We start from the raw sequence: 14,826 nt of genomic DNA, 5'->3' as shown, positions 1-14,826 counted from the left end.
TCGGGGTCCGTAGTGTTCTCCGTCTTCTCGAACGGGCCGCGCGGGAGTCGGCGTTCACGCACCCGGCCGCGTCCGGCCGGACCCCGCTGAACCCCGCGGTCGCCGCCGCCCGTCAGCGTGAGAGGACGGTGGCGGAACGTGAGGAGCCCTGAGTGAGCGTGGTCCTGGTCAAGCGGACGCCCAGGCGTCCTGGGCCCGAGATGCCGGACGGCGACGTCCAGCTCCAGGAGCCGCCGGTCCTGCCCGAGAAGCAGAGCGGCATGTCGAGCATGATCGGCATGGCGCCGATGGCGCTCGGCTCGCTGTCGATGGTGTTCATGTTCCTGCGCCCGGCCGGGCCCGAGGGCGGCGGCGCGCTGAGCTACGTCGCGGTCGGCATGATGGCGCTGTCCGCCGTCGGCATGCTCGTCACCCAGCTGTTCCGCGGCTCCAGCGACCGCAAGCACCAGCTGCGCGCCGAGCGCCGCGACTACCTGCGCTACCTCGCCCAGATGCGCCGCCAGGTGCGCCGCTCGATCGACGCCCAGCGCAAGGCGCTGGCCTGGCGCCACCCCGCGCCCGGCGAGCTGTGGTCGCTGGTGGGCACCACCCGGCTGTGGGAACGGCGGGCCGCGCACCCGGACTTCAGCGACGTCCGGATCGGCCTCGGCGCCCAGCGCCTCGCGACCCCGCTCGCCCCGCTCGCCACCAAGCCGGTCGAGGACCTCGAACCGCTGTGCGCCCACGCGCTGCGCCGCTTCATCCACGCCTACGGCACCGTCGCCGACCAGCCGATGGCGATCCACCTGCGCGGCTTCGCCCAACTCCTGCTGCGCGCCGACGATCCCGAGGCCGCCCGCGCGCTCGTGCGCGCGATGATCGCCCAACTCGCCGTCGTGCACGGGCCGGACGAGCTCCACGTCGCCGTCGTCGCCGACGCCGAGCGGCGCACGCACTGGGAGTGGGCCAAGTGGCTGCCGCACGCCCTGCACCCGACCGACACCGACGGCGCCGGCCCGGTCCGGCTCGTCGCGGGCAGCCTCGGCGAGGTCGAGCAACTGCTCGGCGAGGAGTTCACCGGCCGGCCCGCGTACGAGCCCGACGCCGACCCGAGCCGCGACGAACCGTTCACCGTCCTCGTCCTCGACGGCCCCGGCGCGCACGCCGGCAGCCGCGCCGCGCTCACCGGCTACCGCAACGCCGTCCTCGTCGACCTCGCCGACACCCTGGAATGGCGCCCGGCCCGCACCACCCTGCGGCTGCGCGTCGAAGAGGGCCGGCTCACCATGGTCGGCGCCGACCGCAACCGCAAGGACGTCGTCACCGACCTCGGCCGCCCCGACGCCCTCGCGCTGCCCGCCGCCACCCGGCTCGCCGCCCAGCTCGCCCGCTACCGCATCGCCGACGGCGTCGACGTCGCCGAGCCGCTGGCCACCGACTTCGACCTGACCGCCCTGCTCGGCATCCCCGACCTGCACGCCCACGACGTCGAGGCCCTGTGGGCCCAGCGCGGCATCCCGCAGCGCCTGCGCGTGCCGCTCGGCCTCGGACCGGACGGCCGGCCCGTCGACCTCGACCTCAAGGAGTCCGCGCAGGGCGGCATGGGCCCGCACGGCATGCTCATCGGCGCCACCGGCTCCGGCAAGTCCGAACTGCTGCGCACGCTCGTCCTCGCGCTCGCCGTCACCCACTCCTCCGAGGTGCTCAACTTCGTCCTCGTCGACTTCAAGGGCGGCGCGACCTTCCTCGGCCTCGACACCCTGCCGCACACCTCCGCCGTCATCACCAACCTCGCCGACGAGGCCTCGCTGGTCGACCGCATGCGCGACGCCCTGCACGGCGAACTCGTGCGCCGCCAGGAGCTGCTGCGCGTCGCCGGGTACGCGTCGCTGCTGGAGTACGAGACGGCGCGCGAGGGCGGCGCGGCGCTGCGGCCGCTGCCCACCCTGTTCGTCGTCGTCGACGAGTTCAGCGAACTGCTCTCCGCCCACCGGGACTTCATGGAGCTGTTCGTGATGATCGGGCGGCTCGGCCGCTCGCTGGGCGTCCACCTCCTGCTCGCCTCCCAGCGGTTGGACGAGGGCCGGATGAGCGCGCTCGAATCCCACCTGTCCTACCGGATCGGCCTGCGGACGTTCTCGGCCATGGAGAGCCGGGGCGTCCTCGGCGTCCCCGACGCCTACCAGCTGCCCTCCCAGCCCGGCAACGGCTTCCTGCGCAGCGACATCTCCACCCTGACCCGCTTCAAGGCCGCCTACGTCTCGGGACCGTACCGGCCCAAGCGGCGTGCCGCCCAGCAGGCCGTCGTCGCCGGACAGGTCGTCCGGTACGGCACGGACTACGTGATGCAGCGCCAGGCGCCCGTGGTGGAGGTGGAGGAGGAGGCCACGGCGTCGGCCGGTTCCCTGCTGGAGATCGCCGCCGACCGCCTGCGCGACGCCGGACCGCCCGCCCACCGGGTCTGGCTGCCGCCCCTCGGGGTCCCGCCCACCCTCGACGAACTCCTGCCCCCGCTCGTCCCGCACCCCGACCGCGGCCTCACCACCGAGGACGAACACACCCACGGAGCCCTGCGGCTGCCCGTCGGCGTCGTCGACCGCCCCTTCCAGCAACTGCGGGACCTGCTCACCGCCGACCTGTCCGGCGCCGGCGGCCACGTCGGCATCGCCGGCGCCCCGCAGAGCGGCAAGAGCAACCTGCTGCGCACCCTCGTCACCGGCCTCGCCCTCACCCACACCCCGCGCGAGGTCCAGTTCTACTGCCTCGACTTCGGCGGCGGCACCCTCTCCGCCCTGCGCGGCCTGCCGCACGTCGGCGGCGTCACCGGACGCCACGACGGCGAACGGGTGCTGCGCACCATCGCCGAGGTCAACGGCATCATCACCCGGCGCGAGAAGTACTTCGCCGAACTCGGCATCGACTCCGTCGCCGCCTTCCGCCGCCGCAAGGCGGCCGGCGGACTCCCGGACGACCCGCACGGCGACGTCTTCCTCGTCATCGACGGCTGGAACACCCTGCGCCAGGAGTTCAACGACCTCGTCCAGCCGCTCACCCTCATCTCCCAGCGCGGCATCAACTACGGCGTCCACCTGGTCATCGCCACCACCCGCTGGGGCGAGATCACCGGCGGCCTGCGCGACCAGCTGCAGACCCGCTTCGAACTGCGCCTCGGCGACTCCGTCGACTCCGTCATCAACATGCGCGCCGCCGCCAAGGTGCCCAAGCTCCCCGGCCGCGGCCTCACCGACGACCAGCTCCACTTCCTCACCGCCCTGCCCCGCATCGACGGCTCCGGCAGCGCCGACGACCTCGGCGAGGGCGTCGCGGACCTCGTCGACGCCGTCGCCGCCCACTGGACCGGGCCCCGCGCCCCCGAGGTCCGGATGCTGCCGCTCAGCCTCGACGCCGGCCGGCTGCCCGCGCCGGAAGGTCGGCTGCGCGTCGCCATCGGCCTGGAGGACACCGAAGTCGCCCCGCTGTGGCACGACTTCGAGGAGAACCCGCACCTGCTCGTCGTCGGCGACAGCGAATCCGGCAAGACCAACCTGCTCGAACTCGTGATCCGCGGCATCACCAGCGCCTACACGCCCGCCGAGGCCCGCATCATGCTCGTCGACTTCCGGCGCGGCCTCTACGACGCCGTCCCCGAGGAGTACCGCCTCGGCTACGCGGTCGCCGTCGACAAGCTCCGCCAGATCGTCGACGGGGCGTCGCGCGCCATGAAGAACCGCATCCCGCCCGCCGACATCACCCCCGCCCGCCTCAAGCTGCGGGACTGGTGGGAGGGGCCCGAACTGTTCATCCTCGTCGACGACTACGACCTCGTCGGCGCCGGCACCGGGGCCCACCCGTTCGCCGCCCTCCTCGACGACCTCGCCCAGGGCGCGGAGATCGGGCTCCACCTCGTCGTCGCCCGCGGCGCCAACGGCATCGCGCGGGCCATGGGCGACCCGCTGGTCCGCAAGCTCCAGGAGGTCAACTCGCCCACGCTGCTGCTCTCCTGCCCGCCGTCCGAGGGCTACTTGTTCGGCAACCTCAAGCCGAGGGAGTTCCCGGCGGGGCGCGGGCTGTACATCACGCGGCGACGGACGGTGCAGGTGCAGACCGGCCGCCTGGCGGGGCCGGGCGGCTCGGGCGGCTCCGACGGCCCGGGCGGTTCGGGCGGTTCGGGTGGTTCGGGTGGTTCGGGTGGGGAGCTGGGCGCGTAGTGGCCGGCGGAGGGTCGGCGGGGGCGGACAGCGGTCGGCTGTCGGAGGTGGGCGGGTTGATGGGGGTCGATCGATGAGCCGGGTGACGACGGAGGGCGTCGAACGGTCGACGCTGCGTGGACTGGGGCCGCACTTCGTGATCGCGCCGCCGGGTGCGGAGGCGGCGGGGTTGGCGGCGGCCCTGGCGCCGGTGCGGGCCGAGGCGCACAGCCTGCTGGTCCTCGCGGCGGCCGAGGACGCGGCGCCCGTGCTGCGGGCGTCGCTGCCCGAACTGACGGGTGCGGCCTACGGGTTGGGCGCGGACACGCTCGTCCTCGCGGCCTCCGGCCTCGCCGCGCCGGGGCCGGACGGTCGCCGGCCGGCCGAACTCCTCGCCGGGCGCGCCGGGTTGACGGTCGTCGCGCCGGACGCGGTGGTGTCCGTCGAGCCCGACGGCACCCTGCGGGCCGTGGCCGGCTCCTGGTGGCGCTGCCGGCCGGGCGGCGGCCAGGCGGAGCCCCTGGGCGAGCGGTGGCCCGCGGCGGCGACGCTCACGCCGCTGGCCGGGGGCGCGTTCTGGGCGACGTCCGGGACACCCGCGGGGCGGCCCGCGATCCTCGACCACGCCTCGGGGCGGGACGGCGCCGTCGTGCTGGTGATCGGCGAGCCGTCGGGGAGGCTGCCTTCGGGCGTCCAACTCGTCCATTCGGCCGCCGATGTGATGACGTCCGCGCGCCCGGACTCCGTGCTGCTGCTCAGCGCTCCGTGGGCCGAGCCGATCGAACTCGTCGAGCTGGCCGCGGTCGTGGCCGCCTCGCTCCGGTACGAGGTGCGGGCCGCGATCGGCCTGCCCGTCCGCGACGGCGCCGGGCACCACCACGTCCACGTGGCGCCCGACGGGACGGCCGGCTGGGAGCCGTACCTGACCGAACTGGCCGCCTGCCCGGTCGAACGCAAGGTCACCGCCGTCGGCTGGCGCAGCCGCCCCGACGCCCCCACCGCCCCCGGACCCGCCCGCTACCCCGCCTTCCCCGGCTGGGAACTGGAGGCCGTCGCGGCCGGCCTGTGGCTCCGTCCCACCGGCACCACCAACCGCGGCCCCCGCATGCGCCGCCCCGACCCGGCCCGCCCCGTCCTCGTCGTCGGCACCCCGGGCCGCCCGGTCACCGAGGACACCTGGGCCCGCCTCGGCGACGCCCTCGCCACCCTCCCGTCCGCGCCCCGGCTCGGCCTGGTGGTGGCGGGCACGATGGACGCGGAGTCGCAGACGGTGGGCCGCTTCTGCGCCCGGCTCCACGGCATGGACTGGCTGGGGCCGGAACCCCTGTGGCCCGCCCCGGAGCCGGGGGCATCCGTCCCGGCGCCGGAGCCGCTGCGGGGGCGGGGAGAGGCGGGGGTGTCGGCTCCTGTGTCCGTTGGGACGGCGGCGGCCAGGCCTTTGGCCGTCGGCGGTGCGGCGCCGGAGCCGACGTCCAGCGCGGCGCTGGGGTCTTCCGATACCGACGCGCCGCCGGTCGCGCTTGGGCTCGCGCCCGTGGCGGCGCCGGTGCTGGAGCCGGATTCCACCGTGTCGCGGGATGGCGGCGCGGTGCCCGGCGCACCGTCGGTTGCCGGTGTGGCGCCGGTGGCCGCTGCTGAGGCTCCTGGGCCCTCCGCAGCCCGCGTGCCGGTGTCGGATTCCACCGTGTCGTGGGATGGCGGTGTGGTACCCGGCCATCCGTCGGTTGCCGGCGTGGCCCCTGCTCAGGCTCCTGGGCCTTCCACAGCCCACGTGCCGGTGTCGGATGCCACCGTGTCGCGGGATGGAGGTGCGGCGCCTGGGTCTTCGGGCGTGGGTGCGCCCGAGTCCGGCCTTCCGCCGGCCGCTGCCGCGCCGCCGGTGGCGTCGGCATCGACGGTGTACGCGAATCCGGCGCCGGACGGGCCTTCCGCACCCGCCGAGGATCCGTCGACGTTCTGGAGCGGCGACGCGGCCGGGGCGCCTGGCGCGCCAGGGCTGCTCGACGGGGTCGGGGCAGGGGAATCCACGTCTCCCGCGTCGACGGCATCGCTCGGCCCGGACGCAGAGGCGCTGCCGTCGGAATGTGACGAGGAGCCGGTCGTGTCGGCGGCCATGGTGGCGGGAGAAGTCGGCGTGACCGACTTCTCGGTACCTGGCCCGCTGGCGGAGTCGGCCCTTGCGGTCACCCGAGGCCCGGACACAGCGGTGCCGCCGTCGGAACGTGATGGGGCGCCGGTCGTGTCGGCGGCCATGGTGGCGGGAGAAGTCGGTGGGACCGACTTCTCGGTACCTGCCCCGCCGCCGGCGCCGGATCGGGGGGCTGCCGGGGCGTCCCCGGCACCACCGGTGGCTGAGGCCCCGGGGAGCGAGGAGCCTCCCGAACCCGTACCTGCGCCGACTCCGGTCTCCGCCGTCGGTGGCCTGAGGGATGGCACGTCGCCGTCCGCCACCAGCGGAGCCCCGAGGCCGGCTCCCGCGCTCCCGGCGGCAGCGGCACCGGCCGACGATGCGGCCTCCGTGGGCATGGCCGAGTCGGCGCCTGGCGGGCGGCCGTTGGCTGGGCCGGAGGGTGCGTTGCCGGGCGCCGAATCGGGTTCTGATCCGAGCGCGACGGTGGTGCCGGGCGTCGGCGGGGTCTCCGGAGGCACTGACGGGTCCGTCAGCGCGCCGCCGGTTGGTGGGCCGGAGAGTTCGTGGCCGGACACAGCGGCGGAGCCGGACGGCGATGCGACCGCCGAGGGTCCGGAAGGGCCGGCCCGCGGGGCTACGCTCGGCGAGTTGCCGTCCGATCCGTCGGGCGATCGGCCGAGTTCGATCCCGGGAGCCGCCGTACCGGACACGGGCGGCAGCGCGATCGCGCAGCGCGCCGGCGGGGTTGCCGCCGGGCCGATGCCGGGTGAGCCGTCGTCGGACCGGGCGGACGAACCGTCTCCCCAGCCCGCCGAAGCCCCCACCCCGGCCGCGGACCGCACCGCCCTCGTCGCCCTCCTCGGGTCCGCGTACCCGCGCCTCGCGCGCCGGGCCGAGGACGCGTCGACGAGGCTGCCGGGTCTGCGCCCGCAGGCCGCCGGGGGCGACCCCGGGCCGGAGCTCGTCGCGGTCCTGGTGCACCATGCCGAGTCCGCCGTCCCCGTCGCCCGTGAGGCCCTGGTCGCGGCGGCCCGGATGGGTGCGCCCGGCCCGCTGGGGTCGTACCTGCGGTGCCTTGCTGCCGGGTTGCGCCGGCTCCCGAGCCACTACGGCGGCGTGCTGCTCGCGGCCCCCGCCAGCGGATGCGACCTGGCGCGCTTCACGCCCGGTGCGGTCTTCACCGAGCGGGCTCCGGTGAGCGGGCTGGCCGCGGTGGGGGCCGATCTCGGGGAGGACGTGGAGGTGGAGTTCGCGGTGTGGTCCGTCGGCGGGCGGCGCTGTTCGGCGTTCGGCGAGCCGGGCGAGCCGGCGGCGGTGGTGTTCGCACCGGGGACGGGCTTCGAGGTGGTGGCCGTCGACGCCGCGGACCCGGCTGCCGGGGTCCCCGCCCGTGTGCTGCTCCACGAGGTGGGGAGCATCCGTCCCGCCCCCGACCGTCTCCGCACGTGGCTCGCCCGCCGGGACGCCATCGCCCCGGCCGACCGCGTCCGCCCGCCCCACCCGGCGCACTACCGCCTGGACTTGGGGGCGGCCGGCCGGCGGTGATCGCAAGGGCATCGTCGCACTGACGCCCGCGCCCGGTGACACCGTCTTGTGAGCCACACGTGAGGCGCTGCGGGCCCGGTGACGCGCGGCGCGGCGCGCATCGGGGAGGAGCAGCGTGAGGAGTGGCGCACCGACCTGGACCGGAAGATCCGGGCGGTGCGCCGCTTCGCCCGCCGGTAGGGCGCCCAACTGCTCGCCGCCGACGGCATGTTCGCCGGACTCGCGGCGGCGGTCACGCCCGAGCACTGGTCCGCGGACGGCGTGCACCCGACGCCGGCCGGTCACGCCGCGCTCGCGGAGGCCTGGCTGCGGCGGGTCGCGTGATCGGGGCGCGCTGTGTCGAACCGGATTGCGTACCGGGCGGGTTGAACCCGTTCCGGCGGGGTCTCCGTCAGCACTTGTGAGGGGCCGACGTGTTCGCCCGGCCCCGGCTGGTCCCGGTGTCCCTTCCCTGGAGCAATGGAGCAATCATGAAGAAGATCAAGGCCGTTGCGGCTTCCGTGGCCGCGCTCGCCGCCATCGCCATCGGCGCGGCGCCCGCGAGTGCGGCGGGCACGGGCGGCAGTGGCACGGGTTCGGGTGCCAAGGGTGTGGGCACGTGCAGCAGCAAGGTGTGGGACGGCAAGTTCCTCTGCGGCGGCGCGTACGGGGACGGCACGGCGACGTACTACTTCCGCGACGGCCGTCAGGAGGTGTTCGTCATCGGCACCGACCACGCGGTGTGGACGCGTTGGACCACCGACAAGGCCGGCCACAAGAGCGGCTGGCTCTCCATGGGCGGTGTGCTGGCGGGTCCGGTCAGCGTTCTGGCTTCGGACATGGGGTTCGGCAACTTCGAGATCGGGGCGGTCGGTTCCGACGGCCACATCTGGGCGCGTGCCCGTGACACCAACGGCAACTGGACCGGGTGGGCCTCGGTCTCGTAGTCGGGTCCCGGTTGAACCCTCCGCCGTCGCCCGGCCGTCGGAGAGACGTGAGCCCCGGTGCGGAACGCGCCGGACGTGCGGGAGGAGTGCCGAAGGTGAACGAGGCGGAGCGGGACGGGTTCAGGCTCGCGGCGGTCTTCGACGCCGTGGATCCGGTGACGGGCCCGGGGTTCGCGCCCGGCCGTCCCCGGCTGGCGGAGGGGCCGGAGCGACGGGCCGTGGTGCGCTACCTGCGGGACGGGGCGGCCGTGCTGCTCACGCCGACGCTCATGGACGACGTGGTCGACCCGGAGCGGCGCGGCGTGGTGCCGCTCGGCTTCCGGACGGATGGGCAGTGGATCTGGACCGACACGGTGACCTACTACCTGGAGACCCACGGCGTGGCACCCGAGCCGGGCCTGCTCGCGCACGTCCGGGCACAGGGGGACGGGCCGTGCGTCCGGCCGGGCCGCGAGGTGCTGGAGCGGGCGGCGGCGTTCGTCCTGGCGCCGCCGGAGCCGGGTCGGGCCGCGGTGTGGTCGGTCGGGTCGTAGCGGACTGAACGCGAGCGGGACGCCGTCCGTCGGTGCTTGGCGGACGGTGGGGCGGTAGCGGACTGAACGCGAGTGGGGGCGCCGTCCGTCGGTGCTTGTAGGAGTGGCGTCGAGTGCAGGGGATGAGCGTGGGCGAGGAGAAGCGCGGCGATGGGGGCCAGGGTTCGCCCGGGTTTCACCTCCCCGTGGTCAACTGGGCCGTGGCAGCCGAGGCGGAGGGCGAGGACGAGACGGCCGAGATCGGTCCGGCTCTCTCCGAGCCGGGTTCGGGCGGCGCGGTCGGGTCGGCGCCGGAGGTGCCGGCCGGGACCGAGCCCGCCCCGCCGCCGGCACTGCCGGAGTCCGCCCCCCTGATCGAGGCCGGGACGGCCGCCGCCACGCCGGAGGCGCTCGCGGAGGCGGCCGTGGCGGACCGCGAGGGCGCCACGACCGCCGCCGACGGCCCGCGTCCGGGCCGGGTTTCGCGTCCGATGGTCGCGGCCGCCGTCGCGGTGGGCCTGGTGCTGGTGGGTGCGTCCGTCGTGGTCACGCAGCTGGGCGGGGGCGATCCGAAGCACGGTCCCGCGCAGGCGGACAACCCGCCCGGGTACGGGCAGGGCGGCGGCGACGGCGGCAACGGGTACGTGCCGGGCACCGACGGCAACAACGGTGGCAACGGCGGCGGCAACGGCGCGCCCCCCGGAGACCAGGGCGCACCCGGCGGCACTGCACCGGGTGCCGCGGTGCCCGTCGGCGACCCCGTCGCGGGTGCGCCGAGCACGGACGCCGGTCAGCCGGTCGTCCCGGGCCAGTCGGCCGGTGCCCCTGCGGCGGGCGCGCCCGGGGCCGGTGGCGCGCCTGCGGCCCGGCAGCCCGGCACGGTGAACCAGGGCGGCGGCAACCCGGCGGCCACGACGGGTGGTTCATCGGGCGGCGGCTCCGGCGGGTCCGGCGGCGCCGGCGGCAACGCCCCGCAGCAGCCCGCGCCGGGGGCCGCCAAGCCCGCCGTCCCGGGCCAGCAGCAGCCCGCCCCGCAACAGCCCGCGCCCCAGCAGCCGGCCCCGCAGCAGCCCGTCCCGCCCGCGAAGCCCGCCGACCCGCCGCCCGTGGTGACGGTCCTCGGCCCGGGGTGCAGCGGCAAGGGCTCCTACCGGGAGAACGGCCGGTTTAGCAAGGGCATCGAGGGCTGGATCGGCAACTCCGGCGGCTGGAGCGGCGACGGCTGCAACGGCAGCTACACCTCGGTCCCGATGTACGGCGACGCCTCGAAGGACGACCCCTCCGCCTCGGTGGTGTGGACGTTCAACCTGGGCAACGCCAGCACTTGCGCCCTGTCCGTCTACGTCCCCGCGAGTGGAGACGTGACGAAGGTCGGCGGCCACCCGACGTACTACACGGTGCAGAGCGGCGGATCGGGCGGCTCCTTCAACGTCAACCAGACGGCCAGTCAGGGAAGTTGGGTGAACGTAGGCAGCTTCGCCTACAGCGGCTCGCTGTCCGTCACCCTCCACACCCGCGGCGTGGACTGGGGCAGCGGCGTGTCCCACGCCCACCACGCGGCGAGCGCGATCCGCGCGACCTGCACCTCCTGACCGCCCCACGCTCCACCCCCAACGAAGGGAACCCCCACGCATGTCACGCGCGGTGCTGACGGTCTGTGCGGAGCAGCGGGAGTCCGGCTCGCAGCCGGGCTTCTACCGCACGATCGGCGAGGCCCTCCAGGCGGCCCGCAGCGGCGCGGTGATCTCGGTGCGCCCCGGCCGGTACGAGGAGAACCTGGTGGTCACCAAGATGGTGACGATCACGGCCGAGGACGTCCGGGGCAGCGTGCGGATCAGTCCGCGCCGCGGCTCGGTGCTCCAGGTGCTGGCCGAGGCGGTGCAGTTGACCGGCCTGGTGCTCCAGGGCCGGGACGAGGAACTGCCCACCGTGGACGTGCCGCGCGGCCAGCTCGCCCTCCAGGACTGCGAAGTGGCCGGCAGCGCCTGGACGGCCGTACTGACCCGCCAGCAGGGCGAGTTGGCGATGCGCGGCTGCCGCGTGGTGAACCCGGCGGGCGCCGGCCTGGTGGAGACCTCGACCGGTGCGAGCGTCATCGAGGACAGCGTGATCGAACACCTGGGCACCTCCGCCCTGGTGATCGGCGAGCGCGCCAACCCCACCGTGCGCCGCTGCGTGCTGCGCGACGCCCGGGGCAACGGCGTGTGCGCCAACGGCGAGTCCCGCGGCGTGATCGAGGACTGCGAGATCTCCGCAACCGACAAGCCCGCCATCGCACTCGAGGAGCAGAGCACCACCCGCGTGGTGCGCACGCAGATCCGCGACAGCGCGCTCGGCGTCTTCATCGGCTCCACCGCCCGCGTGGAGCTGGAGGACTGCACCGTCAGCGCCGTGCGCGCCCACGGCTACGTGCTCACCAACGGCACCGACCCGCTGCTGCGGCGCTGCCGCGCGGTCCGCACGCAGGGCAACGGCCTGCACGTCTCCGGACGCGCCAGGGGCACCTTCGAGGACTGCGAGGTGACGTCCGCCGTCCAGGCCGGCATCCACGTCGGGGAGTCCGCCGGGCCGAGCCTGGTCCGGACGGTGGTGCGCGACGGCGAGACGGACGGCGTCGAGCTGACCGGCGAGAGCGCGGCCGAGTTCGACCGCCTGGAGGTGCGGGACGCGGCCGGCGCCGGGGTCGTCGTCCGCGACGGCGCCAACCCGCTGCTGCGCCGCCTCGCCGTCACGGCCGCGGCCGGGCACGGCGTCGAGGTGCTGCGCGACGGGCGCGGCCGGATCGAGGACGCCACCGTCGTCGACTCGGGGCGCGACGGGGTGCGCATCGAGGACGGCGCGAACACCTACGTCGGCGGCAGCACCGTGCGCGGCAGCAAGGGCTGCGGGATCTCGGTCGGCGCCGAGGGCGTCGCGACGCTGCGCGACGTCGACGCCGAGGACAACGCGTACGACGGCGTGAGCGTCGAGCACGACGGCGAACTCACCGCCACCCGGGCCGGCCTGCGGGCCAACCGGCGGCACGGCCTGCACCTCCTGCCCGGCGCCAGGGCGACCCTGACGGGCTGCCGGATGACCAACAACACCGTGGACGGCGTCCGTTCGGAGTCCGCGGAGCCCGTCCGGCTGAGCGACTGCGTGGTCGCCGAGAACGAGGGCGCGGGCCTGCGGCAGACCGAGCCGACCGAACGGCTCGCCGTCGAGCACCTGGACAGCCGCGACAACCGCTCCGCGGACGCCCACGGCACGGCCGCCGCGGCCGCCGCGACGACCCCGGCCGCCGTGGAGGCCGCTGCGGACGGCCCGGCCGGTGAGGCGGCCGCCCCCGTGAAGGAGCAGGGCCCGCAGGCCGTCCTGCAGACCCTCGTCGGCCTGGAGGGCGTCAAGGACCAGGTCGCCACGCTCGTCAACCTCAACAAGCTCGCCCGCCGCCGCGAACAGGCCGGCCTGCCCGCCCTCCCGATGAGCCGCCACCTCGTCTTCGCCGGGCCGCCGGGCACCGGCAAGACCACCGTCGCCCGCCTCTACGGCGCGATCCTGGCCGAACTCGGCGTGCTGCGCAGCGGACACCTGACCGAGGTGGCGCGCGCCGACCTGGTCGCCTCCATCATCGGCGGCACCGCGCTCAAGACCACCGAGGTGGTCAAGGAGGCGCTCGGCGGCGTGCTGTTCATCGACGAGGCCTACACGCTCTCCGCGGGATCGGGCGGCAGCGGCCCCGACTTCGGCCGGGAGGCGATCGACACGCTCGTGAAGCTCATGGAGGACCACCGCGACGACCTCGTGGTGATCGTCGCCGGGTACGAGGACGAGATCCGCGAGTTCCTGGCCTCCAACCCGGGCCTCGCCTCCCGCTTCAGCCGCACCGTCGAGTTCGAGAACTACAACGACGACGAGCTCACCACCATCGTCGAGCGGGCGGCCGCGAGCCACGGCTACGAACTCGCCCCGGGCACGCGCGAGGCCCTCGCCGTCCACTTCGAACGGATGCCCAAGGGCCCGGACTTCGGCAACGGACGGGCGGCGCGCAAGGTGTTCGAGGAGATGGTCGACCGGCAGGCCGGGCGGCTCGCCGAACTCGAGCAGTTCGACAACGCCGACCTCACCCTGCTCCTCCCGGCCGACGTCGGCGAGGAGGCCGCGGCGGCGGTCGCCCGGGCCGCGGCGGGGGAGGAGGAACCCACGGCGCCCGGCCTGCTGGACCGGCTGCGCGCGATGGTCGGCCTCGCGGCGGCCAAGGAACAGGTCGAGGACCTCGTCAACCTCACCCGCCAGACCCGCCGCCGCATCGAGGCCGGCCTCCCGGCGGCCACCATCAGCCACCACCTCGTCTTCTCCGGCCCGCCCGGCACCGGCAAGACCACCGTCGCCCGCCTCTACGGCGAACTCCTCGCCGAACTGGACGTGCTGCCCGGCGGCCAGCTCATCGAGACCGCCCGCGCCGACCTCGTCGGCCGGTACATCGGCCACACCGCCCAGCTGACCCGTGACGCCTTCGAACGCGCCCGCGGCGGCGTGCTCTTCATCGACGAGGCGTACACGCTGACGCCCCGGCACGGCGGGGGCGGCGACTTCGGCCAGGAGGCCGTGGACACGCTGATGAAGCTCATGGAGGACCACCGCGACGAGGTCGTCGTCATCGTCGCCGGCTATCAGGAGGAAATGCGCGGCTTCCTCGCCTCCAACCCCGGTCTGGCGTCGCGCTTCTCCCGCGAGATCACCTTCGACCACTACTCGGACGACGAACTCATCACCATCGTCCGCCTCCAGGCCGAGGCCGCCGGCTACACCTGCACCCCGGACACCCTGACGGCCCTGAGCGCCCTCTTCCGCGCCGTTCCGCGCGACAACTCCTTCGGCAACGGCCGCTTCGCGCGGCAGGTGCTGGAGGCGATGATCACGCGTCAGGCGGGCCGCCTGTCCCGCCTGGACATCGGGGACCTGGACGAACTCAGCCTCCTGCTGCCCCAGGACATCCCGGCCGAGCGCATCGGCAGTTTCGCGTGAGCCGGGTGACGGGGGCGGTGGCAGGAGCGGCGGCGGTCCGTTCGGCCGACCGGGCCCCACGGGCCCGCCGACCGCTGCCGCGCGGGGCTGCGGCAGGCCGGATCGGCGGCTTCTCGTGAGGCGCCGGGCGGACGACGTGGTCCCGGTGGACGACGTGGTCCCGGTGGACGAGGTGGTCCCGGCGGCCGAGGTCCCGGCCGCCCCTATGACAGCCGTCGGCCGGCGGAGCGGGGAGGGGAGGGGACCGGCAGCCGGGGCGTCGGCGTCCGTGGGGGACGCGTGTGGGGATGAGCCCGCGCTGCCGACCCCCTCCCCGACCACCGCCGGCCGGCGGCCTTCGCCCGACGAGGAACCGGGGCAGGCGGGCGGGCGCGAGCCGTCGGCCGGCCGGCCTCGGGCACGGCGGGCGTTGTCGGCGTCCGTACCGTCCGCCGCCTCGACCACCGCCGGCCGACGGCCCTTCGTAGTGCGGGCTTCGGCGACGGTCCTGGCCGCTGCGCTGCTGCTTCCGGCGGGAGCCGCATGGGCCGACACACCTG

6 protein-coding genes are annotated in these 14,826 nt (G+C 75.4%); all 6 read left to right on the top strand.

The window, feature by feature from the left end; genetic code table 11:
* The first annotated feature begins 200 nt into the window (after positions 1-200).
* Entirely contained in the window at positions 201-4,187 is a 3,987-nt protein-coding gene (eccCa, locus tag ACFVSN_RS04365) for a type VII secretion protein EccCa (protein ID WP_387600069.1), read from the top strand.
* Positions 4,188-4,260: 73 nt separating this feature from the next.
* Complete coding sequence (locus tag ACFVSN_RS04360) at positions 4,261-7,842, top strand: hypothetical protein (RefSeq protein ID WP_387600053.1); 3,582 nt, start codon at positions 4,261-4,263, stop codon at positions 7,840-7,842.
* A gap of 470 nt (positions 7,843-8,312) precedes the next feature.
* Positions 8,313-8,768 (top strand): hypothetical protein, encoded by a 456-nt coding sequence (locus ACFVSN_RS04355; RefSeq protein WP_387600056.1) that lies wholly within the window; start codon positions 8,313-8,315, stop codon positions 8,766-8,768.
* A gap of 95 nt (positions 8,769-8,863) precedes the next feature.
* Positions 8,864-9,301 carry a hypothetical protein gene (locus ACFVSN_RS04350; protein WP_380498394.1) on the top strand — a complete coding sequence of 146 codons (438 nt, stop codon included), beginning with the start codon at positions 8,864-8,866 and terminating at the stop codon, positions 9,299-9,301.
* A 113-nt stretch (positions 9,302-9,414) separates the two neighbouring features.
* Complete coding sequence (locus tag ACFVSN_RS04345) at positions 9,415-10,872, top strand: hypothetical protein (RefSeq protein ID WP_387953689.1); 1,458 nt, start codon at positions 9,415-9,417, stop codon at positions 10,870-10,872.
* Between the two features lie 40 nt (positions 10,873-10,912).
* A complete protein-coding gene (locus tag ACFVSN_RS04340) occupies positions 10,913-14,287 on the top strand; it encodes a right-handed parallel beta-helix repeat-containing protein (RefSeq protein WP_387600062.1) in 3,375 nt (1,124 codons plus the stop codon).
* Positions 14,288-14,826: the final 539 nt, after the last annotated feature.

The organism is Kitasatospora sp. NPDC057904 (assembly GCF_042887925.1).
Taxonomy (GTDB): Bacteria; Actinomycetota; Actinomycetes; order Streptomycetales; family Streptomycetaceae; genus Kitasatospora.
The sequence above is the reverse complement of the archived record's forward strand: the minus strand, read 5'-3'. Positions and strand labels throughout refer to the sequence as shown.